Raw genomic sequence first — 25,909 nt, 5'->3', positions numbered from 1 at the left:
GAACGCGTCCAGTGCGACGCATAAGTCATTGTTTAGTCAAGGTCATCCCATGCGAACGTTTTTTCGTGCTTATACCGGTTTTGTAGTCGCGGCTTGTGTGACCGCATCTGTCAGCTTTGCGCATGCGGAACGTGCGCCTGCGACCAGCTTTCAAATGGCCGTTGCCGAGTTTGCACCTGCGGGATCTGGTATTGCGGACTTCTATCGAGAAACCGGGTTCGCGCCAATCTGGACAGGGACGTCGAAAGAACACCAAACGCGCCGCGCGCATTTAATGCGGGCATTGACTTCGGTACATTTACACGGGTTGCCGGAAGACAAATATGGCGCGCAGGGCCTTATGGCCAAAATGGAAAATGCTCGTTCTCTGCGCGAAATCGGCGCAATCGAGATCTCGTTGACCCGTGCTTTTGTTCGCTATGCAAATGACATGTACTCGGGGGCGTTGCGCCCTTCCGAAATTGACGACGGTCTGGTGCGTAAAGTCCAGAGAAGATCAACCAAGGATCACTTGCGCGGCGTCATTGCTGGCGGTGCGTCCTATATAGACGGTTTGCCGCCCCAGACTGCGCAATACCGCGCATTGATGAAGCAAAAGCTAGCCCTGCAGACATTGGTGGATCAGGGCGGATGGGGCGCTGGTGTGCCCATCGACAAGTTGGAATTCGGTGACACCGGGCCAAACGTCATCAAGCTGCGCAATCGGCTGATCACGATGGGGTATATGAAACCGTCGGCAAGCCCCAAGTTTGACAAAGAACTACTTGCAGCAGTGAAGGCTTTCCAAACCGCGCATGGTCTCGCGTCGGATGGGGTGGCCGGGCAGGGCACGATCACTGAGTTGAACCGAAGCGCGTCAGACCGTCTGAAATCCGTATATGTTGCGCTCGAACGCGAACGCTGGTTGCCCCGCGAGAGGGGACAGCGTCATATCCTGGTAAATCAGGCGGATTTTTCCGCCAAAATTGTGGATGGTGGGCTGGTAACCTTTGAAACCCGCGCTGTTATTGGCAAAAATGTTCACGATCGTCGGAGCCCAGAATTCTCGGATGAGATGGAGCATATGGTGATCAATCCCAGCTGGTATGTGCCGCGCTCGATCATCACCAAGGAATATTTACCGCAACTGCAATCCAACCCGAATGCAGTTAATCATATCCACATTACAGATCGCAGTGGTCGTCAGGTCGATCGTGGTGCAGTTGATTTTTCGCAATACACGGCACGGAACTTCCCATTCGCGATGCGTCAACCCCCCAGCCAAAGCAATGCGTTGGGGTTGGTGAAGTTCATGTTCCCCAACCAGTACAACATCTACCTTCATGATACGCCGCAGAAAAGCCTGTTTGCCCGGGAAACGCGCGCGTTCTCGCATGGGTGCATCCGGCTGGCCCAACCGTTCGAGTTTGCCTATGCGTTGCTGGCCAAGCAGGAAGAAGATCCCAAAGCATTTTTTCAACGTGTTTTGTCCACCGGTAAGGAAACAACCGTTCCGCTCAAACAGCACGTGCCGGTTCATTTGATTTACCGGACGGCCTATATCGGCCCGAAAGGGGATGTGCAGTATCGCCGTGACGTTTACGGCCGCGATCAGAAAATCTGGGAGGCTCTGCAGAAAGCAGGGGTAGCCCTGCCGGACGTTCAGGGGTAATCACCGGGTTATCCTTAATCCGGGGAACCCGACATGCACTATACCATCCAGCAGATTTCCGACGCTTTGAGCGCGACCTGCGAGGGCGACACATCGCTGACGATCCAACGCGCCGCGGAACCCGCAGATGCGGGCCCGAATGATCTGGCAATGGCAATGTCACCCAAATATGCCGAGGCACTTGGTGGCGGAGCGGCCCGTTCGGCGGTGTTGTGGGAAGGGGCCGATTGGCAGGCTTTGGGATTGTCCGCCGCGATCTTTGTTCCACGCCCTCGTATGGCCATGGCTGGTATTACTGCGATGTTGGATCGCGGGCAGGGGATTGAACCGGGCATTCACCCCTCAGCCGTTGTCGACCCGTCGGCAGAGCTAGGGGAAGATGTATCGGTTGGCCCTCTCGCAGTGATCGGAGCGCGTGCGAAGATCGGCGATGGTTCAGTGATTGGCAGCCATTGCGTCGTTGGTATGGACGCTGTTCTCGGCAAAAACGCCTTGCTGCGCGAGATGGTCAGCATAGGGGCCCGTGCTGTCATTGGGGACCGTTTTATCGCGCAACCAGGCGCACGGATTGGCGGGGACGGGTTCAGCTTTGTGACCCCCGAGGTCTCGGACGTCGAAAACGTACGCAAGACTATGGGCGACAAGGGCGATGCGCGCGCGCAAAGCTGGCTGCGCATCCACTCGCTTGGTGCCGTCGAGATTGGGGATGATGTCGAGGTCGGAGCGAATTGCACCGTGGACAATGGCACAATCCGGAACACCCGGATCGGCGATGGCTCAAAACTGGATAACCTTGTGCATGTCGGCCACAATACGCGGGTTGGTCGCGATTGCCTTCTGTGCGGTCAGACCGGCGTATCTGGATCGGTTGATATTGGAAATAATGTTGTTCTGGGCGGTCAGACCGGCGTTGCCGACAACATATTTATCGGTGACGGGGTGATTTCGGGCGGCGGTACAAAAATCTTGTCCAACGTACCAGCAGGCCGTGTGATCATGGGGTATCCGGGTATCAAGATGGAAACTCATACGGACGTATACAAAGCTCAACGGCGTTTGCCGCGCATGGCGCGTGACGTCGAGGCGCTGAAAAAGGCTGTTTTCAAACAGTCGCCGAGCGATTAAATCATCCTCAATGTGATAATCAGAGGATCGACATGAGCATCACCGACCGCGTCATCGCCATCATCGCCGAGCAGGCCGTGCTGGAACCTTCGGATGTGACGCCCGATAGTACGCTCGAGGATCTGGGAATCGACAGCCTTGGACTGGTCGAGAGCATTTTCGCCATCGAGGAAGAGTTTGACATCTCGGTCCCGTTCAATGCGAACGAACCGTCGGCCAGCGATTTTGACATCTCGAACGTGGCGGCAATCATTGCGGGCATTGAAAAACTCGTGTCGGAAAAGGTCTGACACAGGATCATGAAACGCGTTGTTATTACCGGGGCCGGAACGATCAACTCGTTAGGCCATTCCGTTCCCGCGACGCTTGAGGCGATGCGCGAAGGGCGTTGCGGCATTTCGGACCTCGAGTTTCGTGACGTCGAACGGCTGGCCATCAAAATTGGCGGTCAAGTCCGCGGGTTCGAGGCCGAGGGCCGTTTTAACCGTCAACAAATGAGCCTGTATGACAGGTTCACGCAATTCACTCTGACTGCTGCGAAAGAGGCGATCGAACAGTCTGGCATCGAGTTCCACGGCGACTTGGCCGCGCGTTCAGGCGTTGTTCTGGGAACCGCTGGGGGCGGTGTATCGACTTGGGATGACAATTACCGCTCGGTCTATGAGGATGGTAAGAACCGGGTTCATCCATTCGTCGTGCCCAAGTTGATGAACAACGCGGCAGCCAGCCATGTTTCGATGGAGCATAACCTCAAGGGGCCCAGCTTTACCGTATCGACAGCCTGTGCATCGTCCAACCATGCAATGGCGTTGGCGTTTCAGATGGTCCGCAGCGGAGCGGCCCCGGCGATGTTGACCGGTGGCGCGGAATCCATGCTGTGCTTTGGCGGGGTCAAGGCATGGGAAGGGCTGCGGGTGATGTCCAAAGATGCCTGCCGTCCTTTTAGTGCCAACCGAAACGGAATGGTCCAAGGCGAAGGCGCGGGCGTCTTTGTCTTTGAAGAATACGAACACGCACGTGCGCGCGACGCTGACATCCTGTGCGAAGTGGTCGGTTTTGCCATGACCTCGGATGCGGCCGATATCGTCATGCCCAGTAAACAAGGGGCTGCACGTGCGATTTCGGGTGCTTTGTCCGATGCGGGTATCAATGCGGATCAAGTGGGATATATCAACGCCCACGGCACCGGAACAGCGGCCAATGACAAAACAGAATGCGCAGCGGTTGCGGATGTATTCGGCCCGCATGCGGATGATCTGATGATCTCATCCACCAAGTCCATGCATGGCCATTTGATCGGCGGAACCGGTGCGGTTGAGTTGTTGGCCTGTATAATGGCGCTGCGCGACGGCGTCATTGCTCCGACTATCGGCTACGAAGAACCCGATCCTGAATGCGCACTGGACGTAGTCCCAAACGAGGCGCGAGAATCTAAGGTTGATGTCGCGCTCAGCAATGCGTTTGCATTCGGCGGTCTGAACGCTGTGCTGGCATTGAAGCAGGTCTAAGGCACTAAACATTCGAGGCGGCTGATCTGAAAAGCCGCCTCTTTTTTGTATCGGGTATCAATTCTGCTGCGCTTGCAGTCCGTCAAATCCGGCAGTGAACCCGGCCAGAGAAACTTCTAGTTCCAACAACTGCGTCGGCGCTACCACAGATACCAGCGAGAGCACGGCCTTGCTTCCGGCTTTCATCGCGTCGACATCGCCTTGCGTGAACCCTAGCTGCGCCAGACAACCCACAGGGTTGCAGTGGTGGTAATTATAGCGGCGGCCTGGGGCACCATCTATTGATAGCGCAATCTGCGCCTGCAGAAGAACTTCCAGAGGGACAAGAACGGTTGCGCCGGCAATCGCGGCGGAACCTTCGGGCAGTTTGGTGACCGTGATATCCGCAATGGGCTGCCCTTCTTGACCGTTCAGAACCTGACGCATCAAGCAGGGATCGTCTCCGTTTTCTGTCTTCAGGCAAGTGATATCCCAGTCGCCGGATTGTTCCTTGACATATTGCTCGCCCACGCGCGGGCCGGCTTCGCCCAGGTCCAGATCGCTTCCGACCTGTGTTTGTGGCGTTTCGCTGTCTTGCGCGGCTTCCTGTGCAAAAGTAGCACCGCACCAGAGTGCGGTCGCAAGCAAGCTATAAGATAGAGTGTTCTTGATCATGAATGCCTCGGTCAGGTGATTGATCTTTTTTTCTCGTCTACCATCCCTGATCGGCAGTGTCAGTCGCTAAGGTGGACCAAGCCGACAATCTGGTCGGATTTTTGCCGGTTTGTACGATATCGTGAAACCAGCACCAGATGTAGAAAGGGAGCCGGTGGAGCGGCTCCCTTTCATAGAATTTTCTCCCCGTCGGACTGGCCGACTTAGTTATGCGCAGACGTTACGAAAGGGGAGCGCAACGGTCAACTGCTAACCTGAAATTTTAATCTCAAAAGCGTGATTTGTCCAAAAAAGCCGCGCCATAAGGCGCGGCCAGTCGACAGGGAGGAAGATTGCCGCCCACGCGCTTAAACGCGAAGGCAGCGATTAGACTATCGCAGGCAAATGTTAAATTTGTATGGTGAGGACAGATCGGTGCAAATCAAGGCTGAAAATCTATGGAAAACAGTATCTTCTTGGGCGGTGGTGGTGAGGATTATGGGCAGCCGCAGGCCCTTGCATTGAAATACGCCAACCGGCACGGCCTGATCGCCGGAGCGACGGGAACTGGCAAAACAGTGACGTTGCAGATTTTGGCCGAGGGATTTTCGCAAGCCTGCGTTCCCGTTTTCCTATCCGACGTCAAAGGGGATTTGTCCGGGTTGGCCAAGGCGGGAAGCGAAACTCATAAGCTTCACCGGGCTTTTCAGGAACGCGCCGAGCGTATTGGGTTTACGGATTACGTCTACGGCGCTTGCCCGGTTACCTTTTGGGATTTGTTCGGCGAGCAGGGCCATCCGGTCCGTACAACAGTGACCGAAATGGGCCCGCTGCTTTTGTCCCGCCTGATGGATCTGAGTGAGGCGCAGGAAGGCATCCTGAATATAGCTTTCCGAGTGGCAGACGATGAAGGAATGCCCCTTTTGGACCTGAAGGACCTGCAGTCGTTGCTTGTTTGGATCGGCGAGAACCGGTCGCAACTGTCACTTCGGTTCGGAAATGTCTCGACGGCATCGATCGGAGCTATTCAGCGACGCCTCTTGGTGCTTGAAAATCAGGGCGGGACCAATCTGTTTGGAGAACCAGCGCTCGAGTTGGCGGATTTAATGCGCACCGACGCACAGGGGCAGGGGATGGTCAACATTCTGGCGTCGGACAAGCTGATGGGGTCGCCCCGCCTTTATGCGACATTCCTTCTGTGGCTGCTCAGCGAGTTGTTCGAGGAACTGCCCGAGGTCGGCGACCCCGAAAAGCCTAAGCTGGTGTTCTTTTTCGACGAAGCGCATCTGCTGTTTGAAGACGCGCCAAAGATCCTTGTCGACAAGGTCGAGCAAGTCGCACGCCTGATCAGATCCAAAGGTGTGGGAGTGTATTTCATCTCGCAGAACCCTGCTGACATCCCCGAGGATATTCTTGGGCAGCTTGGAAACCGCGTTCAACATGCGCTGCGTGCGTTCACTGCACGGGATCGGAAAAATCTGCGTCTGGCCGCAGAGACATATCGAGAAAACCCCGCCTTCGACACCGAGGCAGCAATTCGTGAAGTCGGCGTCGGCGAAGCTGTCACCTCGATGCTGCAAAAAAAGGGTGTGCCCGGAATTGTCGAGCGCACGCTGATCCGCCCGCCAGGGACTCACCTTGGGCCGATTACCTCAGCCGAGCGGCAAACGCTCATTGATGCTTCGCCCATGCAACAGAAATACCGCGACTTGAAAGACCGAAAGTCGGCGTTCGAGATTTTGCAGTCACGGGCGGATGCCGCTGCTGAGGCGGCTCAACAGGCCGAGGAAGAGATCGAAACCAAGTCCGTAGCCGAGCGAGAGTTCGCAACAGCCCGCAGATATTCAGGCAGTCGTGTTGGACGCTCATCTTCCCGAGTATCGCGCAAGAAAGACACGTTCGCGACCGCCATGAGTGAAGCTGTCATCAAAGAGCTGAAAGGAACCACTGGCCGGCGTATTGTCCGCGGAATTCTTGGGGGTTTATTCAAAAGCAGGTAAAACCGGGAAAACAGGCTGCTTTCCCGGCCGAAGGGTCACCCTTTCAGTCGGCGCTGGCCTTCCTGCTTGCAATAGGCATCGGCCTGAGGAACCGTCAGCTTGGTCGCGGGGAAATCAATGGCCCGGTCCCAGTTCACGCGATCCTGGCGATAAAGCTGACAGGTGATTTCACCTTCGGGCGTCTGGATTTTCACCGGGGTGGTTTCAAAATCTTCTGGGCTTGGAACACACCCTGTCAGCCCAGCGATCAGCGTCAGAAAAAGGATTGGTTTGGCTAGTGTCATAATCATGTGAACTCTTTATTGTGAGTGTTTGGTCGCAGTCTCAAGCGGTTTGTCTAAATTCCGGTAAACACCGGAAATTTTCCTGGGGCCGCATGGTGTGTAACGTGCTCTAGACGGGAGAGGCGGGTAAATCAAGAAATCACGCCCGAAATCGGGCGTGATTGTAGTGCCTCTCAAGATGAAGTGATCATTTTTCCGGAATGAGGCCACGGGGGCTGAACCTGAGAACGATCAGCAATATCAGCCCCATAGTGAACAGGCGCATATGCGCGGCACTTTCGATCAAGTGGGCTTTCAGCGCACTTCCTTCTGGCATTCCGGACGTGATCAGGTTCATCAGCCAAAGACCAATGGGTTCCACCTGAACCCACAGGAACCAGATCAAGAACGCGCCCAAAACCGCTCCGAAATTGTTACCCGAACCGCCGACGATCACCATGACCCACACAAGGAAGGTAAAACGCAGCGGGTTGTAGGTGCCCGGTGTCAGCTGCCCGTCCAGGGTGGTCATCATTGCGCCAGCGATGCCACAGATTGCAGAGCCAAGAACAAAGATTTGCAGGTGCCGGCGCGTGACGTCCTTGCCCATCGCTTCGGCCGCGACTTCATTGTCGCGAATGGCGCGCATCATGCGGCCCCATGGGCTTTTCAGCGCCATCTGCGCCATCCATAGCAGCACTAGCAGCACTATGGTGAACAGCAGCGAATAGCCCAGCTTGACCGAAAGCGTCGAGGCAGTAACGGGATCAAGACCCAGCCATTCGGCGCGAGCGATGAAACCGGGATCTGCTTGCAATTCGACCTCATATCCCACCACAGGTGCCGGGCGCGGAATGCCGTAGACATTCTTGACGCCGCGGGCCAGCCAATCCTCGTTTTTCATGACGGCGATGACGATTTCGGCAATCCCCAAGGTCGCGATGGCAAGATAATCGGATCGCAACCCCAGTGCAGTTTTTCCGATCAACCAGGCTGCCCCGGCTGCCAGAAGACCGCCAGCAGGCCACGCGATCAGGACCGGCAGGTTCAAGCCGCCGATGTTACCCGCTACGGCCGGGTCGATCGCCTCGATCGCTGCGACATTGGGGTCAAATACCGCGCGGTAGATAAAAAACCCCACAATGAGTATGGCCACAATCGTCAGTGTCTGAACCCGACCTTTTGGTAATTTCCGGGCGGTCACGACGGCCGCAACCACGGTCGCGGCACCCAGCACCAGCGACAGTATGACCCCATACCCACCTGCGACCCACGCACCGGGTGTCGGTGGTGTCGAGACCAGAACAACCGCCAACCCGCCCAAGGCCACAAACCCCATGACGCCGACGTTGAAAAGACCGGCAAATCCCCATTGCAGGTTTACCCCGATCGCCATGATGGCCGAGATCAGCCCCATGTTCAGGATCAATATGGCCGAGTTCCAGCTTTGCGTGAAACCGGACAGCAGGATCAGGCTGGCAACGACCACAAAAAGCAGTGTGTTTTTGACGGGCTCGGTCATACCGCTTTCCCCTTGAACAGGCCCGTGGGCTTAAACAGAAGCACGATCAGCAGGATGGCAAAGCTGACGGCGAATTTGTAATCGGTGGACAGGAATTGGACCAATCCAGAAGGCTCCAGACTTTCAGGGGCCAGATAGGTCAGTACCTTTTTCCACGCATAGGTGATGGTCACTTCGGAAAACGCGATGATGAAGCCACCCGCGATGGCGCCTAGTGGGTTGCCCAAGCCACCCACGATGGCCGAGGCAAAGATCGGCAGCAGAAGCTGGAAATAGACGAAGGGCTTGAAGCTTTTGTCGAGGCCATAGAGCACACCTGCAGTGGTCGCCAGCGCGGCAACGATGATCCATGTGATCATCACCACGCGTTCCGGGTTGATGCCAGACAGCAACGCCAAGTCCTCGTTGTCCGAATATGCCCGCATCGACTTGCCGGTGCGCGTTTTGTTCAGAAACCAGAACAGCAGCACCACGGCGACAACGGCCACGACCACGGTAATACCCTGAGAGGTCTTGATCGCCAGCCCTTCACGCAGGCCGGTCATCGCTTTGAAGTCACGCGCCGAGACGATGAACCGCGCGCCGTCCGAAAAGCGTTGATCATCCGGGCCGATGATGAAGCGCACAACGCCGTTCATGATGAACATCACCCCCATCGACACGATCACCAGAATGACCGGTTTGGCCTTTTGTTCGCGGTAAAAGCGGTAAACCAACCGGTCGGTGACCAGCACCAGCACGATGCATCCCAGAATGGCAAAGGGCAGGGCCAGCAGAGCGGTCGGCAGCGGTCCGAAACTGACCCCAGCGGCCTGCAGGCCCCACGTGACCAGAACCGCAATCATCGCGCCAAAGGCCATCGTGTCGCCATGGGCAAAGTTCGAGAACCGCAGAATTCCATAGATCAGCGTCACCCCAAGAGCGCCCAACGCCAACTGGCTGCCATAGGCGATTGCGGGAACTAGAACGAAGTTGGAGAGCGCCACAAGGGCGTTGAGGAAGTCCATTAAAACTCCTGCTCGCATTTGCCTGAGAATGCGCGTCGTCCGTTGTTAGCTTTCGTATAGTCGGCATAGCGCAGCGGTTGGGTTAGAAACGTCACTGATAGTTCGGTGGTCGAAGTCTTTGTCACATACATATACTCGTGTTTATCACCTTCGACCCGGAACGCTGTCAGCAAATCGTTTTGTGAAGTGGCGGTCCACTCTTGCCCATCGGACAAGCGAATTTTCGAGGTGATCTCGCCTGCTCTGGCGATCCTATCGACTGAATAATCTCCGAAGCTACTTTTTATTCGCTCGGGAGGTGTGCCCAATAGTTCAAGCGTGAACTCATCGCCCTCACAGTTCTCCACGTTTGTGCAGATTTCTTGCAGTATGCAGGGGGCTGCCCATGCTGAACTGCAAAAAGAGGTAAATACGACAATCAATACGGTTCTCACCTCACCCCCCCAAGAAACTCTTACGTACTTCAGGATCGGCCAGCAGTTCTTTGCCCGTGCCGGTATAGGCGTTCCGCCCCTGAACCAGCACATATCCCTTATCCGCGATCTCCAGCGCTTGACGGGCGTTCTGTTCGACCATCAGGATCGGCAGCCCGGTACGCGAGACCTCGATGATCCGGTCAAACAGCTCATCCATAACGATGGGCGAGACACCAGCGGTCGGTTCGTCCAGCATCAGCACCTTAGGTTGGGTCATCAGCGCGCGGCCAACGGCGACTTGTTGGCGTTGGCCGCCCGACAGCTCTCCCGCCGCTTGGTTGCGCTTGTCGCGCAGGATGGGGAATAGGTCATAGACCTGCTCCATCGTTCCCGAAATATCGTCGCGGCGGATGAAAGCGCCCATCTCAAGGTTTTCTTCTACCGTCATCGACGTGAAGATGTTCGAGGTCTGCGGCACAAAGCCCATCCCGCGGATCACCCTATCTTGTGGGCTGAGGTTGGTGATGTCCTCACCATCCAGCCGCACCGCGCCCGAGCGCACGTCCAGCATGCCGAACACGGCTTTCATCGCGGTGGATTTGCCCGCGCCATTGGGGCCGACGATTACCGCAATCTCACCCTTTTCCACGGCGATGGTGCAGTCGTGCAGGATGTCTGGACCCTTGCCATACCCGCCGGTCATGGTGTCGCCGATCAGGAAGGGGCCGCCTTCGACCTTGTGCGTCTCACCGCTTGTGCGATGGGCGGGGGTCATGGTGCCGACACCATGCGTATTGGTGATCGAGGCGTCCTTGTTGCCCTTGTCGTCCTGGTAGGGGTTGTCGCTCATGCGCCCGCCTCCAGCTTGTCTTTGTTCTTGAGGCCGGTGCCCAGATAAGCTTCGATCACCTGCTCATTGGCCTTGATCTGATCCAGAGTGCCTTCGGCCAGCACCTTGCCCTCGGCCATACAGATGACCGGGTCGCAGATCTTGCCGATGAAATCCATGTCATGCTCGATGACCACGAAGGTATAGCCGCGTTCCTTGTTCAGGCGCAGGATCGTGTCGGCGATGGTCATCAGCAGGGTGCGGTTAACGCCCGCGCCAACTTCGTCCAGAAACACGATCTTGGCGTCGACCATCATGGTGCGGCCCAGTTCCAGCAGTTTCTTCTGCCCGCCCGAGACCTGACCGGCCTTGTGATCGGCCAGATGTTCGATGGTCAGGAACTCCAGCACCTCATCGGCCTTGGCCTTCAAAGCGCGTTCTTCATCGGCGATGCGCTTACGGCCGAACCACGTGTTCCAAAGCGATTCACCCGATTGCGCACCCGGAACCATCATCAGATTCTCGCGGCAGGACATCGAAGAGAATTCATGCGCAATCTGGAAGGTGCGCAGCAGGCCCTTGTGAAACAGCTCATGCGGGGGCAAGCCGGTGATATCCTCACCATCCATATGGACCTTCCCGCTGGTCGGCGGCAGAACGCCCGCGATCACGTTGAACAGAGTGGTTTTTCCGGCCCCGTTCGGTCCGATCAGACCGGTGATCGAGCCCTTTTGGATTTCCAGCGATGCCCCGTCCACCGCATGAAACCCGCCGAAATGCTTGTGCACGTCTTCGACGACGATCATCTTATCCCCTAGCCGCCGTTTTCCGGCGTTGTTGCCACATCCCTGTACGAATGGTGCGGGCTTTTGTCATTGAAACAGCCCGGACACAAGGCCCGGGCTGCTTGTTTTTATGACTTATACGTGTCGATCAACGGAAGTTAACGGTCTTGTTCTCGCCGTCGGTCACTTCGATCTCGCGGTACGAGCCTGCGCTTTCACCGGGGCCGATCAGCTCAACGCCGGACGCGCCGACATAGTCGATGTCCTGACCTGCGGCCAGCAGTTCCAGACCCTTGGCCAGCTCACCGGGATAGATTTTTTCGCCCGGCGCATTGGCGACATCCATTATTTTCGCACCGTAGTCAGCGGGGTTGGTGGATCCGGCCGCCTGCATCGCCAGCATGAACAGCGCAGCCGCGTCATAGCTTTCCGGCGAATAAGGCGACGAACCGTCGAAACCTGCAGCTTCGGCCATGGCAAAGTACTTCTCAGCACCTTCACCACCCGAACCGGCGATCTGACCGAACGAACCGTTCAGGTCGGGGCCAACATTGTTGGGCAGCGAGTCACCGATCATGCCGCCGGGCAGACCGAATGTGTCAAACGCACCGCTGTCCAGCGCCGACTGGATGATGCCCAGACCACCTTGGTCGAGATAACCGGCGACAACCAGAATGTCGCCACCGGCCGAGGCCAGAGCGCCCACTTCGGCCGAGTAGTCGGCTTTCCCGTCTTCGTGTGCGGCAACGATGGTCACTTCGCCACCTGACGCCTCAAACGAGGACTGGATCGCGTCTGCCAAACCCTTGCCGTAGTCGTTGTTGGTGTAGGTCAAAGCAATCGAGCTGATGCCACGGTCATTCAGGATGTCCGCCATCACCTGACCTTCACGCGCGTCCGACGGGGCGGTGCGGAAGAACAGGCCGTTGTCTTCCATGGTCGACAGGCCGGGCGAGGTCGCCGACGGCGAAATCATCACCATGCCGTTCGGGATCGCGACGTTCTGTAGGATCGCGCCGGTCACGCCCGAGCAATCGCCGCCAATGATGCCAGCAACGCCATCCGCGATCATGCGTTCCCCGTTCGAGGTGGCCAAACCATTGTCGATACAGCCAGTGTCTGCACGCGACGCGGTTACTTTGGTGCCATCCAGCAGCTTGCCGGATTCAGTGACCTCGGCCATCGCCATCTCGGCACCCGATCCCATGGCCGGGGCCAGCGATTCAATCGGGCCGGTGAAGCCAAACAGAACGCCCAGCGAAATGTCTTCGGCCAGTGCCGGACCAGCCAGCAGAGCGGATGCTGCAGTTGCAGTAAGCAGCTTTTTCATATGGTTACTCCCTATTGTGAACGTATTCGTTCTGGTCACGACCCTAGGCAAGCTGTTCGGAAAAGAAAAGTCCTAACGAAAACGTGTTTTTGTCGAGAGGAAACCTATTTGTTTTCTTAGTGCTAACACAGCGGTTCCAAGGTGAAAAACATGACGGTTCGGGTATTTGCGATTCTTGTTTTTATGTTCGGCACGGGTTCCGCTTTGGCGGATACGCTGAAAACCTCCGCCGGGAATGTTCAGGTCGACACGATGGTCGAGGACCTGGATACGCCATGGGCCATCGGCATTCTGCCCAACGGCGCATTTCTCGTGACCGAACGGGATGGTGAGTTGTTGTATGTCGCAGAAGGAAAAGCCAACCCCGTGCGCGGCGTTCCGAAAGTGGTTGCGAACGGGCAGGGCGGGTTGCTGGATGTCACGGTACCAAAGGATTTCGACCAGAGCCGTGAAATTTTCCTGACATTTTCAAAATCACAGCGGGGTGGTGCTGGCACTGCACTTGCCGTGGCTCGTTTGTCGGAAAGTGGAGATCGTTTGACGAACCTGCGGGTGATTTTTGAGGCGCTGCCCGGAGGCTCGGGCGGTCGCCATTTCGGCTCGCGGGTGGTCGAAGCGACGGACGGGACACTGTTCGTCACAATCGGAGATCGCGGTGATCGTCCTCAGGCGCAAGACAGGACGACCCATATTGGTACGGTGGTCCGCATCAATCGCGACGGCTCTGTCCCCGCGGATAACCCGTTCGTGGGCCAAGCCGATATTCGGCCCGAGATTTGGTCCTATGGGCACCGAAATCCACAAGGCGCGGGGCTGGACGCCCAAGGCCAGCTTTGGACATCGGAACATGGTGCGCGCGGTGGCGACGAAGTGAACTTGATCCGCCCCGGCTTAAACTATGGATGGCCCGTGATTTCATACGGAAAGCACTATTCCGGACAAAGTATTGGCGAAGGCACCGCCAAGGACGGAATGGAGCAGCCGCGTCACTATTGGGATCCGTCCATCGCTCCGTCTGGCTTGTTGGTCTATTCGGGAAAACTGTGGCCGCAATGGGCAGGGGATATTTTCGTTGGATCGCTTAAGTTCGACTATATCGCCCGACTAACAGGTGCCCCCCTGAAAGAAGTCGAACAGATCAAAGGCCCCGAAACGGAACGCGTTCGGGATATCGTCGAAGCACCGGACGGAACGATCTGGTTCATTTCCGTGGGACAAGGAGCGGTTTTCCGGCTTTCGCCTGACACATAGGGTGCTGGCCTCGATCCTTGACTGTTGACCCTGAACCAGGCTTGTTTTGGGGCATCAGGGTCATATCAGGGTGCTGTCCATTGCGCGACTTCTCGATAGAAATGTGTGACGACCTGCCAGATCACGAGGAGCTGAACGGAATCCTGTCTCAGTACTATGCGTTGATCGTTCAACGCATGACGGCCATGGGGTTTGAAATAGACCCGGCTGCTCCGAAAAGCGCATTGGCAGAGTTTTGGGCGCGGTCGGATGACTATCTACCGCCGAGCGGGTGCCTGGTTCTGGCGAGAGACCGCACAGGTCAGATCATAGGATGCGGCATGATGAAACGTCTGGATCAGGAAACTGGTGAATTGAAACGGGTGTTCGTGACCGAAACTGCGCGCGGCACAGGTGCAGGGCGAGCCTTGATTCAAGCGCGAGAGGACGCGGCGCGTTCCTTGGGACTAAAGCGCCTGGTGGCCGACACGCTTACGCCGAATATCGAGATGCGGAACCTCTATCCGAAATTGGGATTTGTAGAACTTTCCGAACCCATCGAGACGACCACCTATCTGGATCAGCCCATGCTGAGGCCGCATCTACACTACTTTGCTAAGACCCTGTAAGCCCGGTCAGACGGAAAGCCGCCCGGCTTGGGCTCCGCGTTCGCGGTAAGGCGTCGTGTTGTAATGCGCACGATAGCATTTCGAGAAATGGCTGGGTGAGGCAAAGCCACAGGCCAGGGCCACGTTGATCACACTCATATCGGTTTGCATCAGCAAGTTGCGCGCCTTGTGCAGGCGCAGCTCCATGTAATAACGCTTGGGCGACCTGCTTAGATAGCGGCGGAACAGGCGTTCCAACTGACGGGTCGACATACCCACGTCTTTGGCCAGAATCGAGGGCGAGATCGGCTCTTCGATGTTCTTTTCCATCATCAGGATAACTTGGCTAAGCTTTGGATGCCGAACGCCGATCCGGGTAGGTGTGGAAAGACGCTGAGTGTCCTGATCCGTACGGATCGAGGAATAGATCATTTGATCGGCAACGGCATTAGCAAGATCTTCACCGTAGTCATCGGCAATAATCTTCAGCATCAGATCAATCGACGACGTCCCGCCCGCCGTTGTCATCCTGTTACCATCAATTTGGAAAACAGACTTGGTCAGCTCGACCTCATCAAATTCCTCAACAAAGCTGTCTGCGTTTTCCCAGTGAATGGTTGCGCGTTTACCGTCCAGCAAACCAGCTTTGGCCAGCGTGTAGGCAGCTGTGCACAACCCCCCGATCTTGAGGCCACGCCGTGCTTCACGCCGCACCCAGTTCAGAACCTTTTTGGTTGTCGCGGCCTGCACGTCGACGCCACCGCAAATCATCACAACGTCATCACGCTGCAACTCATTCAGGTCGGTGTCCAACTTAAACTCGGTCCCGGCCGAGCATTTGACAGTATCGCCTCCTTCGCCCGCGAAGGTCCAGGAATACAGATCTTTGTCAGCCATCCGGTTCGCGATACGCAAACTGTCCAGCGCCGAAGCGAATGACAAAAGCGAAAACTTGTCCAGCAGGACAAATACGAAATTCCGGGGGTTGGCCGCAGTGTCTTGCACCGTGACAACTTGGCGTTGCTCTTGCATGGCGAGGTGTCCTTGATTCGGCGCCTGATGACGTTGCGTCTGGCGACAGATGTGACAGCCACCATGATCAAAGGTTGTTTAGGTCGTCAAGGGGCGCAAATCGGATATGGTCACTCTGCAATGCATTTTGTATAGAGACGACCTGAATACTTCAGCGGAGATCAAAGCTATGACCGAGTGGCAAAAAACGAACTGGCGCAACAAGCCCCGGATTCAGATGCCAGACTATACCGACGCGGCCGCGCTGGCCAAGGTCGAGGCCCAGCTTGCACAGTATCCCCCGCTGGTTTTTGCGGGCGAGGCGCGACGCCTAAAACAGCAACTGGGTGCCGCTGGCCGCGGCGAGGCATTCCTGCTGCAGGGCGGGGATTGTGCTGAAAGCTTTGAACAATTCAGCGCGGATGCGATCCGTGACACCTTCAAAGTAATGCTGCAGATGGCCATGGTTCTGACCTATGGCGCCAAGGTGCCAGTGGTCAAAGTGGGCCGCATGGCGGGTCAATTCGCCAAACCGCGCAGCGCGCCGACCGAGGTGATTGATGGCGTGGAGCTGCCCAGCTACCGTGGTGACATCATCAACGAGTTGGCCTTTACGCCCGAAGCCCGTATTCCGAATCCATCCAAAATGCTGCAAGCCTACACTCAGGCGGCGGCCACGTTGAACCTGTTACGGGCATTTTCGACCGGTGGTTTCGCCGATATGAGCCGCGTCCATTCCTGGACGCTGGGCTTTACCGACGATCAGGACGTTCAGAAATACTCGGAAATCGCAGACCGCATTCAGGATTCCATCGACTTCATGGATGCTGCCGGGATCAATGCCGATACCACGCATGAATTCTCGACTGTCGAGTTCTACACCAGCCACGAAGGGCTGCTGCTGGAATACGAAGAGGCGCTGACCCGTCTGGATTCGACATCCGGCAACTGGCTGGCCGGCTCGGGTCACATGATCTGGATTGGCGACCGTACCCGTCAGCCCGACGGTGCGCATGTGGAATTCTGCAGGGGCGTACAGAACCCGATCGGTCTGAAATGCGGTCCAACCACGACCGCCGAAGACCTCAAGGTTTTGATGGCCAAACTGAACCCCGAAAATGAAGAGGGCCGCCTGACCCTGATCGCACGCTTCGGTGCCGGTAAAGCGGGTGAGCATCTGCCGCGTCTGGTCAAAGCGGTCAAGGAAGAGGGCGCCCAGGTCACTTGGGTCTGCGACCCGATGCATGGCAACACGATCAAGTCGGCCACAGGATACAAGACCCGTCCGTTCGATTCGGTCCTTCGCGAGGTGCGCGACTTCTTTGGCGTCCATCAGGCTGAAGGCACGATCCCCGGTGGCGTGCATTTCGAGATGACTGGTCTGGACGTCACCGAATGTACCGGAGGTATTCGCGCCGTTACGGAAGAGGATCTCTCGGATCGTTACCATACTGCTTGCGATCCACGCCTGAATGCGTCGCAGTCGCTTGAACTGGCATTCCTTGTCGCAGAAGAGCTTACGTCATTGCGGCGCAATCGGACCAAACGCGAAGCCGGTTAACGGGGCGCGGATATTCCAAACGAATGAAAGCAAGGCGTCAAATGACTTTTGTTGTTTGACGCATTATTTGCAGAACCTTGAACCAATATCCGATCCTCGCACGCTGTTGCGTATGGACAGAGCGCCCTAACGCAAGGTCGGGCGCTACTGGAAAACCGGTCAGATCCTCCAACTTCCTTTTTCCGAAGGCGCCAACTCGGACCAGACGCCAACTCCGTTAGTCGTCACGCGAAACGACCAATCGTAAATGCGAACCGGGACGGCTGAATTCTGCGGTGTCTTCCGCAAAACCTGCCGGTTCCGGCGCTGGACGCTTGCTGGGGGCCTGAACTTCGGACACAGGGCGGAGCTTGCGATCGCGCACGCCAAACCGACGTGGTGTGGGGCCTGTTGGGCCGTCGCTGACCATAACGCCTAACACCCGGCTGATGTCGCCGAGATCGCTTTTCAGCGGCAAGAGTATCATCCGCGCCTCCAGCCGAAGACGACCCAGCGCTCCGGTCGACATCAGACCCAGCTCGGCAATCGCAGGGCCGCCAAACACCTGTTCCAGTGTATCGGTGACCTGTTCACGCGCTTCTGCTTCGAAGAACGCGGTCAGAGGCATTCCACGCACCTCCATACCCGCAAGTTTGTTCAGATGACTGCCCGCCAGTCGGAAACGTGCCAAGCCGGGCGCGATGCGTTCAAGGATAAAGGTATATTCCAGTATGCTCTCAAGCCCGCGCGGGTCGATTTGCGCGCGCATAGGAACACTGTCGCCGGTCAGCAGCGCTGTCCAATATGCCTCGGCCTGCCGGATGGGCGATAGGCTGCGCCCACTGTCGAATCGATCCATAGCGACGATCTTTCCAAAACTTGACCCGGATCCGTTCCCGAAAAAGGTTTTCATTTCATCACCCTAGCATCAATCGACCACGATTTTCATAAAATGCCAGATACCGGGGGCATCACTGACTGACCAGTCCTGACGGTGATCAAATTGACACGGGTTGAGTCAATTTTGGACTAATTCTTTAATGAATGGTTAACTTGTCGGCTTTGCCGTCAAACTCAGCAAACTCTTGCTCTGAAGCGGCCAATGCCATTAGGTGCGCCAGGCAGGCAAACGCAGGCGTAGACAGAAGGAACCGGCATGATCAGATCCATGACCGCATTTGCATCGGGTAAAGGCGCGTTGGGCCCACATAGCTGGACATGGGAACTGCGCAGCGTCAACGGCAAGGGTCTTGATCTGCGATTGCGGATGCCGGACTGGCTAAGCGGACTTGAAGCCGCCTTACGGGCAGAGCTGTCAAAATCGTTGAGCCGGGGAAACGTAACCCTTTCTCTGCGGCTGTCTAAAGACGAAACCGCACCTGATCTGATGCTGAACGAAACCGCAATGTCTGCGGTGCTGGATGCTTTGGTGCGAACTCAGCAATTGGCGTCGGCACGTGATGTGACACTTGCCCCATCTTCAGCGGCCGAGTTGCTATCGCTCAAAGGTATGTTGGATGCAGGCAGTGATATTGACGACCCCGCGCCTCTGGTCGCGCACCTGGTGGTCGAGTTTAAGGACGTCCTGAGCGATTTCATCCAAATGCGGGAAAGCGAAGGTCAGGCATTGTTTCGGGTCTTGGGTGGACAGCTGGACCAAGTTGCCAGTTTGACCGACCAGGCCGCAGATCTTGCTGAGCAGCGCAAAGACAAAATGGCAGAGGCCCTGCGCGAAAACCTGTTGCGGGTTCTGGACAACGCGCAGGGGGTCGAACCCGACCGGGTCGCGCAAGAACTGGCGTTACTCGCTGTCAAAGCCGACATCACCGAAGAGGTCGACCGTCTGAAGGCCCATGTAAGTGCAGCTCGGGACCTACTCGCGCAGGATGTCGCGGTCGGGCGCAAGCTGGATTTCCTGATGCAAGAGTTCAACCGTGAGGCCAATACATTGTGTTCTAAGGCGCAAAGCGCTGATCTGACGTCGGTGGGGCTTGAGTTGAAGGCCGTAATAGATCAGATGCGCGAGCAAGTGCAGAACGTGGAATAACGACAGGAGCCCCAAATGGCGGATCGACGCGGCCTTCTCATCATTCTGTCCTCGCCTTCAGGGGCAGGGAAATCGACGCTGGCCAAAAGGTTGATGCAATGGGATTCGGATCTGAAATTCTCGGTATCGGCCACCACTCGCGCACCACGACCGGGCGAGGAACACGGCCGCGAGTATTATTTCCTTTCGGAGGATGCGTTCAAACAGCAGGTTGCCGACGGACAAATGCTGGAACACGCGCATGTCTTTGGCAATTTCTATGGATCACCTTCCGGTCCGGTGCGTGAGTCGATCGAATCCGGCAAGGATGTTCTGTTCGACGTAGACTGGCAGGGCGAAGTACAGATCCGAAACTCGGATTTGGGCAAGCACGCGCTTTCAATATTCATTCTTCCGCCCTCGATCCCGGAACTGCGCCGCCGACTTGAGACGCGCGGGCAGGACAGCGACGACGTGATTTCAAAACGGATGTTGAAAAGCTGGGACGAGATCAGCCACTGGGGCTATTACGACTACGTATTGGTAAATGATGATTTAGACTCAACTGAGGAAAAGCTGAAAACCATCGTCAGCGCCGAGCGGATGCGCCGCATCCAGCAACCCAGCCTTCAGAACCACGTTCGCAACCTGCAAAATGAATTTGAGGAACAATCATGACCATCTACGCCTTGGGGGATCACGCACCGCAGCTTCATCAGGATACGTGGGTCGCACCTGACGCAAATCTGATCGGGAAAGTGGTGTTGGAAGAGGGGGCCTCGGTTTGGTTTTGCAGCACACTGCGTGCCGATCACGAGGAAATCCGTGTAGGCGAGGGCAGTAACGTTCAGGAAAACTGCGTCATGCATGTCGACCCGGGTTTTCCGCTGACCATTGGCAAGAACTGTACGATTGGTCACAAGGTCATGCTGCACGGCTGTTCGATTGGCGAAAACTCCTTGATCGGAATGGGAGCCATTGTTCTGAACGGGGCCAAAATCGGCAAGAACTGCCTGATCGGAGCCGGAGCCCTGATCACTGAAGGTAAGGAAATCCCCGACAACTCGTTAGTCATGGGATCGCCGGGTAAGGTCATTCGTCAGTTGGATGACGCGGCCGCGCAGAAACTGACGCTCAGTGCGTTGCACTACCAAAGCAATATGCGCAAATTCCGGGACACCATGAAACCGGTCTGAGTGCCTGCAAGAGTTGACGTCCATGTCCGAAAACCTTCTTGCCGAATTCGTGTCGGCCATTCCCATGCCTGCTTTGCTGGTTGATCAGACCGAGCGGATCATTGCTGCGAACACGGACGCCACTACGATGTTGGGCAAAAACATCGAGACGCGCCACTTCGCGACGATCTTGAGGCAACCGCAGGTCATCGACGCGATGGAACAGAGCTTGCGTTCGAAAGGCACCACCAGAACCCGACATCTGGCAAATGACGGGGCGCAGGATACAACCTTCGAAGTTGAATGCCGGTATATGAACGGGGTGGGGGCCGTCTCGGGCGGGGCGGTTCTGGCGACGTTTCAGGACGTGACACATCTGGAACAGGCCAGCCAGATGCGACGAGACTTTGTCGCCAATGTCAGCCACGAGCTGCGCACGCCGCTAACGGCTTTGATGGGGTTCATCGAAACGCTACGCGGACCCGCACGCGATGATGTCGCCGCCCGGGACAGGTTTCTGCAGATCATGACCGACGAGGCCAGCCGTATGAACCGTCTGGTCGACGACTTACTTTCACTGAACCGCGTGGAAAGTGAAGAACGGGTGCGCCCGAAAGAGCAGTTGGAACTGATCGGGCTGTTGCAATCCATTATCAATTCCTTGCGCCCCCTAGCAGAGGACGCGGGCGTCGAGCTGGTTCTCAGCGAAACGCACGGGCCTGTGTCGATAGTTGGTGACAGCGATCAATTACGGCAGGTTTTTACCAACCTGATTGAAAACGGAATAAAGTATGGCGGCAGTGGTGGGCGTGTAGACGTTCATGCAACGGCCTCGGACCGGGATACGGCGATGCGGGGACCCGCAGTGCGGGTTCAGGTGATAGACAAAGGGCCGGGCATTGATCCCGTTCACCTGCCGCGCCTGACAGAACGATTCTATCGCGCGGACAGTCACAGGTCGCGGCAACTTGGTGGAACAGGGCTGGGGCTGGCGATTGTGAAACACATCGTGAATCGCCACCGCGGGCGGCTTAGGGTCGAAAGCGACTTGGGTAAAGGCTCTGTTTTTACTGTCATTCTGCCCCGATGACATCAAGTTCATGATACCCCTGAAAGTCTGACCAGGTTGTCTGCTTTCTTTACATTTACGCTGGGTCACGTTGAAACAAATTCAGTTGTCATAAAACCGTTACAAACTTGTCACAAAAGGCTTACGCGCGGCTTCTAGGGGTTCGCCCAAGATCATCATGGGGGTGATCATTTGTTATCTTTCTCAAGGAGACTGAGATGTCCTTTGTAAAACTGTCGGCTTCTGCTCTGGCGATTGCTGCCGTTTCGGCCACTACTGCTGCTGCACGTGATCAAGTTCAGGTTGCCGGTTCCTCGACCGTTCTGCCTTACGCCTCGATCGTTGCCGAAGCCTTCGGTGAAAACTTTGATTTCCCGACACCGGTTGTTGAATCGGGCGGTTCCTCGGCTGGCCTCAAGCGCTTCTGCGAAGGTGTTGGCGAAAACACCATCGACGTGGCCAACGCATCGCGCGCCATCCGCGAAAAAGAGATCAAAGCCTGCGCCGAAAACGGCGTAACCGACATCATCGAAGTTCAGATCGGTTATGACGGCATCGTTTTCGCATCCGACATCAACGGCAACTCTTTCGAGTTCACGCCGGAAGACTGGTACAAAGCGCTGGCAGCCAAAATCGTCGTAGATGGTGAAGTTGTCGACAACCCCAACAAGACCTGGGCCGACGTGAACCCGGACTTCCCGGCGCAGCCGATCGCAACCTTCATCCCGGGCACCAAGCACGGCACCCGTGAAGTGTTCGAAGACAAGGTCATCCTGGCAGGTTGTGAGCACCTGGGCGATTTCGAAGTGTTCAAGGCAGCAGCCGGCGACGACAAGAAAGCAGCCGAAAAACAGTGCATCGCGATCCGCACCGACGGCGTGTCGGTCGACATTGACGGCGACTACACTGAAACTCTGGCACGTATCGACAGCAACAAAGACGGCATCGGCGTCTTTGGTCTGGCGTTCTACGAGAACAATACCGACAAGCTTCAGGTTGCGACCATGTCCGGCATTGTGCCTTCGACCGAGTCGATCGCAACCGGCGAATACCCTGTGTCACGTCCGCTGTTCTTCTACGTCAAGAAAGCCCATATCGGCGTGATCCCTGGCCTGAAAGAGTATGCTGAGTTCTTCGTCGCAGACGAGATCGCTGGCCCCGACGGCCCGCTGGCCGAATACGGTCTGGTTTCGGATCCCGAGCTGGTAAAAGTTCAGGAAGCTGTTGCGAACGAAACTGTTCTGGGCGGCGGCTCCTAAGCCTTTAACACTGTTGAACCGGGGCGTTTCGCGCGCCCCGGTTCTTTTTGACTCCACTACTGCCATCCCCACGGAGTTCCCATGGCATTATCCTGGCTGTTGATCATCCTGCTTGCACTGGCAGTGATCGGATTTTTCACGGGCCGGTCCCGTGCTTTGGCAAGTGCCGGAGGGGATGCGCGTGATCTGCACTCACTGCCGTCCTACTATGGCTACAATGTCGCGCTGACGGCGCTGGTCCCTGCTATCGGGGTACTGATTGTCTGGTTGCTGGCGCAACCTGTTTTCGTGAACAGCACCGTGACGGGCATGATCCCCGATAGCGCGATCCCCGAAGGGTCCGACCGGGGCCTGATCATGAGCGAAGTACGCCGGGTGGCGGATGGTCTTGAGGGCGCGGTGGCCGCCGGCGCCTTGACGCAGGCGCAGGCTCAAGACGCAAATGCAGACATCGCGCAGCTGACCCAGACGCTGAAAGACGCAGGGCAGGTGCTGACGCAGGATATCACGCAACCCATTTTGGTTGCTGCACAAACCTATCGCAGCATGACCGGAACCGGTTCGGTGGCGATGCAGGTGATCGTGCTCGCGGTCGCACTGTTGGGCGCGGCCTTTGCCTATATCCGTACGCACAAGGAATTCCGCGCGCGTAACGTGGTAGAACAGGGCGTTCTGGCGCTGCTCCTGTTGGCTGCGTCCATCGCGATCCTGACGACCGTGGGCATCGTTCTGTCGATGCTGTTCGAGACGATGAACTTCTTCCAGCTGCATTCGTGGAAGGATTTCTTCTTCGGCAGTACCTGGGCCCCGAACTTCCGAGGGGGCTCGGAACTATCAATCCTACCGCTGTTGTGGGGCACGCTTTATATCTCATTGATTGCGCTTCTGGTGGCGGTGCCAATCGGCCTGTTCGCAGCGATCTACCTGTCCGAATATGCATCAGGCGCAACCCGCTCGATTGCCAAACCGTTACTGGAGATCCTCGCCGGTATCCCAACCATCGTCTACGGTCTGTTTGCCCTGCTGACGGTTGGCCCCGCGTTAGTGTCAATGTTCGGCGAAGGCGGTGCATTCGGAGTGGGCTGGATGGCCAGTTCCAACGCGGTTCTGACGGCGGGTCTGGTTATGGGCATCATGCTGATCCCATTCGTGTCGTCGCTGTCCGATGACATCATCAACGCGGTACCCCAGTCGATGCGCGACGGCTCGTTGGGTCTTGGCGCGACGCACTCCGAAACCGTCCGTCAGGTGGTTCTGCCGGCCGCACTGCCGGGGATCGTGGGTGCGATCCTGCTGGCCGCCAGCCGCGCCATCGGTGAGACGATGATCGTTGTGATGGCCGCCGGTGCAATCGCCAAATTCTCCGGCAACCCGTTCGAGGCGATGACCACGATCACAACCCGGATCGTCAGCCAGCTGACCGGCGATACCGACTTTGCCAGCCCCGAAACGTTGGTGGCGTTCGCGCTGGGTCTGACCTTGTTCATCATCACGCTGGGGCTGAACATCTTCGCCCTCTACATCGTGCGCAAATACCGGGAGCAGTACGAATGACCGATATTTCCCAAACCCCCGGCTCAGCACCTGCGGCACCTTCCAAACATGGATCGCTGTTCGAAAAGGATGCCCGTACCAAAAAACGCAATGCGGCTGAATCCCGGTTTAAGATGTATGGGATTGCTGCCATCGGTATCGGCCTGCTGATGCTGATCGTGCTGGTTACAAACATTGTGACCGCGGGCACCGGAGCGTTCCAGCAGTCTTTCCTTGAGCTGAATGTCGAGCTGAAAGAAGACAAGCTGGACAAGAAGGGCAACCGCAATATCGAGGATATCAAGAAGGTCTCGACCTTTGGTTACGCGCCGCTGATCGCGGCTGCTGTGGAAGCTGAGGTGCAAAACCTGGGCATCCAGACCGACCTGACCCCCAAAGAAATGGGCGGCATCCTGTCCAAAGCAGCGCAGGCCGAGCTGCGGAACTATGTGATCGCCAACCCCGATGAAATCGGCAAAACCGTCAGCTTCCGCTTTCTGGTCAACAGCCGTGTCGATGGTTACATGAAGGGCCGCGTGACCCGCGAGTCCATCGCCAATGACAAAAGCATCACGGTTGCCCAGCTGGATTTCGTCGATCAACTACGGGACGCGGGTGTTCTGTACAAGGCATTCAACCCCGATTTCATCTTCGGCTCGGACGCGTCCGACCAACGGCCCGAGGCTGCGGGGATCGGTGTTTCGATGCTGGGCTCGCTGTTCATGATGTTCGTGGTGCTGGCTTTGGCGCTGCCGATTGGTGTGGCCGCCTCGATCTATCTTGAGGAGTTTGCGCCGCAGAACCGGCTGACCGATATCATCGAGGTGAATATCTCGAACCTGGCCGCCGTGCCGTCGATCGTGTTCGGTATTCTGGGTTTGGCCGTGTTCATCAACTACATGCACCTGCCAACCTCAGCCCCGCTGGTGGGTGGTCTGGTTCTGACGCTGATGACTCTGCCGACGATCATCATCTCGACGCGTGCGTCGTTGAAGGCGGTTCCGCCGTCGATCCGCGATGCCGCACTTGGGGTAGGGGCCTCGAAAATGCAGGCGGTGTTCCACCATGTCTTGCCGCTGGCCGCGCCCGGTATTCTGACCGGCACCATTATCGGTCTGGCGCAGGCGCTTGGCGAAACCGCGCCGCTGCTGCTGATCGGGATGGTGGGCTTTATCGCCTCGAACCCGCCCGACGGGCTGGTGGCGGGCTTCCTGTCTCCGAACTCGGCCATGCCGGCGCAGATCTACGAGTGGTCCAAACGCGCCGACCCGGCCTTTTACGAACGCGCATGGGGGGGCATCATCATCCTGTTGATCTTCCTTGTGACAATGAACACCATCGCGGTCATCCTGCGCCGCCGCTTTGAACGCCGCTGGTAAGGGGCTTATT

The 25,909-nt window shown here is 56.9% G+C and carries 25 protein-coding genes; 15 read left to right on the top strand and 10 right to left on the bottom strand.

Annotation, left to right across the window (positions count from 1 at the left end; all coding sequences use genetic code 11):
• The first annotated feature begins 49 nt into the window (after window positions 1–49).
• From AC2FNR_RS12080 to AC2FNR_RS12065, 4 genes are read left to right on the top strand one after another with little or no spacing between them, the layout of a single operon-like run.
• Window positions 50–1,651 carry a L,D-transpeptidase family protein gene (locus tag AC2FNR_RS12080; RefSeq protein WP_496849202.1) on the top strand — a complete coding sequence of 534 codons (1,602 nt, stop codon included), beginning with the start codon at window positions 50–52 and terminating at the stop codon, window positions 1,649–1,651.
• A 33-nt stretch (window positions 1,652–1,684) separates the two neighbouring features.
• On the top strand, window positions 1,685–2,776 hold the full coding sequence (lpxD, locus tag AC2FNR_RS12075; protein WP_170751168.1) for a UDP-3-O-(3-hydroxymyristoyl)glucosamine N-acyltransferase: 1,092 nt from the start codon (window positions 1,685–1,687) through the stop codon (window positions 2,774–2,776).
• Between the two features lie 32 nt (window positions 2,777–2,808).
• Complete coding sequence (locus AC2FNR_RS12070) at window positions 2,809–3,066, top strand: acyl carrier protein (RefSeq protein ID WP_170354151.1); 258 nt, start codon at window positions 2,809–2,811, stop codon at window positions 3,064–3,066.
• 9 nt (window positions 3,067–3,075) lie between these two features.
• Window positions 3,076–4,284 (top strand): beta-ketoacyl-[acyl-carrier-protein] synthase family protein, encoded by a 1,209-nt coding sequence (locus AC2FNR_RS12065; RefSeq protein WP_496849201.1) that lies wholly within the window; start codon window positions 3,076–3,078, stop codon window positions 4,282–4,284.
• 57 nt (window positions 4,285–4,341) lie between these two features.
• Here AC2FNR_RS12065 and AC2FNR_RS12060 read toward each other — a convergent pair whose 3' ends face one another.
• The gene (locus tag AC2FNR_RS12060) at window positions 4,342–4,938 is read right to left on the bottom strand and encodes an invasion associated locus B family protein (RefSeq protein WP_170751172.1); all 597 of its coding nucleotides are present in this window, start codon (window positions 4,936–4,938) and stop codon (window positions 4,342–4,344) included.
• 437 nt (window positions 4,939–5,375) lie between these two features.
• Between AC2FNR_RS12060 and AC2FNR_RS12055 the strand changes: the two genes are divergently transcribed.
• Window positions 5,376–6,917, top strand: a complete 1,542-nt coding sequence (locus AC2FNR_RS12055; RefSeq protein ID WP_496849200.1) for a helicase HerA-like domain-containing protein — start codon at window positions 5,376–5,378, stop codon at window positions 6,915–6,917.
• Window positions 6,918–6,952: 35 nt separating this feature from the next.
• Here AC2FNR_RS12055 and AC2FNR_RS12050 read toward each other — a convergent pair whose 3' ends face one another.
• The 7 genes from AC2FNR_RS12050 to AC2FNR_RS12020 form a co-directional block, all read right to left on the bottom strand.
• Window positions 6,953–7,207: a hypothetical protein gene (locus tag AC2FNR_RS12050; protein WP_247742620.1), complete on the bottom strand. Its 255-nt coding sequence runs from the start codon at window positions 7,205–7,207 to the stop codon at window positions 6,953–6,955.
• Window positions 7,208–7,388: 181 nt separating this feature from the next.
• Window positions 7,389–8,702 (bottom strand): branched-chain amino acid ABC transporter permease, encoded by a 1,314-nt coding sequence (locus AC2FNR_RS12045; protein ID WP_496849199.1) that lies wholly within the window; start codon window positions 8,700–8,702, stop codon window positions 7,389–7,391.
• Window positions 8,699–9,709: a branched-chain amino acid ABC transporter permease gene (locus AC2FNR_RS12040; RefSeq protein WP_480865512.1), complete on the bottom strand. Its 1,011-nt coding sequence runs from the start codon at window positions 9,707–9,709 to the stop codon at window positions 8,699–8,701. The genes AC2FNR_RS12045 and AC2FNR_RS12040 overlap by 4 nt, the downstream gene beginning before the upstream one ends.
• Window positions 9,709–10,143: a hypothetical protein gene (locus AC2FNR_RS12035; RefSeq protein ID WP_496849198.1), complete on the bottom strand. Its 435-nt coding sequence runs from the start codon at window positions 10,141–10,143 to the stop codon at window positions 9,709–9,711. Before AC2FNR_RS12035 ends, AC2FNR_RS12040 begins: the two co-directional genes overlap by 1 nt.
• A gap of 1 nt (window position 10,144) precedes the next feature.
• Window positions 10,145–10,975 (bottom strand): ABC transporter ATP-binding protein, encoded by an 831-nt coding sequence (locus tag AC2FNR_RS12030; protein WP_496849197.1) that lies wholly within the window; start codon window positions 10,973–10,975, stop codon window positions 10,145–10,147.
• The gene (locus AC2FNR_RS12025; protein WP_170354159.1) at window positions 10,972–11,760 is read right to left on the bottom strand and encodes an ABC transporter ATP-binding protein; all 789 of its coding nucleotides are present in this window, start codon (window positions 11,758–11,760) and stop codon (window positions 10,972–10,974) included. Before AC2FNR_RS12025 ends, AC2FNR_RS12030 begins: the two co-directional genes overlap by 4 nt.
• Window positions 11,761–11,887: 127 nt before the next feature.
• Window positions 11,888–13,069, bottom strand: a complete 1,182-nt coding sequence (locus AC2FNR_RS12020; protein WP_170354160.1) for an ABC transporter substrate-binding protein — start codon at window positions 13,067–13,069, stop codon at window positions 11,888–11,890.
• Between the two features lie 150 nt (window positions 13,070–13,219).
• On the opposite strand from AC2FNR_RS12020, the gene AC2FNR_RS12015 reads away from it, so the two are divergent.
• Window positions 13,220–14,320: a PQQ-dependent sugar dehydrogenase gene (locus AC2FNR_RS12015; RefSeq protein WP_496849196.1), complete on the top strand. Its 1,101-nt coding sequence runs from the start codon at window positions 13,220–13,222 to the stop codon at window positions 14,318–14,320.
• A gap of 80 nt (window positions 14,321–14,400) precedes the next feature.
• The gene (locus AC2FNR_RS12010) at window positions 14,401–14,928 is read left to right on the top strand and encodes a GNAT family N-acetyltransferase (RefSeq protein ID WP_496849195.1); all 528 of its coding nucleotides are present in this window, start codon (window positions 14,401–14,403) and stop codon (window positions 14,926–14,928) included.
• Window positions 14,929–14,934: 6 nt separating this feature from the next.
• On the opposite strand, the gene AC2FNR_RS12005 is transcribed toward AC2FNR_RS12010, so the two are convergent.
• Entirely contained in the window at window positions 14,935–15,939 is a 1,005-nt protein-coding gene (locus AC2FNR_RS12005; protein WP_496849194.1) for a GlxA family transcriptional regulator, read from the bottom strand.
• Between the two features lie 169 nt (window positions 15,940–16,108).
• On the opposite strand from AC2FNR_RS12005, the gene AC2FNR_RS12000 reads away from it, so the two are divergent.
• Complete coding sequence (locus tag AC2FNR_RS12000; protein WP_496849193.1) at window positions 16,109–17,479, top strand: class II 3-deoxy-7-phosphoheptulonate synthase; 1,371 nt, start codon at window positions 16,109–16,111, stop codon at window positions 17,477–17,479.
• Between the two features lie 217 nt (window positions 17,480–17,696).
• Here the strand turns inward: AC2FNR_RS12000 and AC2FNR_RS11995 are convergent, their stop codons facing one another.
• Window positions 17,697–18,371 carry a PAS domain-containing protein gene (locus AC2FNR_RS11995; protein WP_496849192.1) on the bottom strand — a complete coding sequence of 225 codons (675 nt, stop codon included), beginning with the start codon at window positions 18,369–18,371 and terminating at the stop codon, window positions 17,697–17,699.
• 255 nt (window positions 18,372–18,626) lie between these two features.
• On the opposite strand from AC2FNR_RS11995, the gene AC2FNR_RS11990 reads away from it, so the two are divergent.
• The 7 genes from AC2FNR_RS11990 (at window position 18,627) to pstA (ending at window position 25,899) form a co-directional block, all read left to right on the top strand.
• Window positions 18,627–19,505, top strand: coding sequence for a YicC/YloC family endoribonuclease (locus AC2FNR_RS11990; protein ID WP_496849191.1), 879 nt, complete (start codon window positions 18,627–18,629; stop codon window positions 19,503–19,505).
• A 15-nt stretch (window positions 19,506–19,520) separates the two neighbouring features.
• Window positions 19,521–20,162: a guanylate kinase gene (gene gmk, locus AC2FNR_RS11985; protein ID WP_496849190.1), complete on the top strand. Its 642-nt coding sequence runs from the start codon at window positions 19,521–19,523 to the stop codon at window positions 20,160–20,162.
• Window positions 20,159–20,680 carry a gamma carbonic anhydrase family protein gene (locus AC2FNR_RS11980; protein WP_209197112.1) on the top strand — a complete coding sequence of 174 codons (522 nt, stop codon included), beginning with the start codon at window positions 20,159–20,161 and terminating at the stop codon, window positions 20,678–20,680. Before gmk ends, AC2FNR_RS11980 begins: the two co-directional genes overlap by 4 nt.
• A gap of 22 nt (window positions 20,681–20,702) precedes the next feature.
• Window positions 20,703–21,749 (top strand): PAS domain-containing sensor histidine kinase, encoded by a 1,047-nt coding sequence (locus tag AC2FNR_RS11975; RefSeq protein ID WP_170354169.1) that lies wholly within the window; start codon window positions 20,703–20,705, stop codon window positions 21,747–21,749.
• A gap of 197 nt (window positions 21,750–21,946) precedes the next feature.
• Window positions 21,947–22,987, top strand: coding sequence for a substrate-binding domain-containing protein (locus AC2FNR_RS11970; protein WP_170354170.1), 1,041 nt, complete (start codon window positions 21,947–21,949; stop codon window positions 22,985–22,987).
• Window positions 22,988–23,068: 81 nt separating this feature from the next.
• The gene (pstC, locus tag AC2FNR_RS11965; RefSeq protein WP_170751198.1) at window positions 23,069–24,541 is read left to right on the top strand and encodes a phosphate ABC transporter permease subunit PstC; all 1,473 of its coding nucleotides are present in this window, start codon (window positions 23,069–23,071) and stop codon (window positions 24,539–24,541) included.
• A complete protein-coding gene (pstA, locus tag AC2FNR_RS11960) occupies window positions 24,538–25,899 on the top strand; it encodes a phosphate ABC transporter permease PstA (RefSeq protein WP_480865525.1) in 1,362 nt (453 codons plus the stop codon). Before pstC ends, pstA begins: the two co-directional genes overlap by 4 nt.
• Window positions 25,900–25,909: the final 10 nt, after the last annotated feature.

This window comes from Ruegeria sp. SATB045 (genome assembly GCF_059613525.1).
Note: the sequence above shows the minus strand (reverse complement) of the source record. Positions and strands in the feature narration are given on the sequence as shown.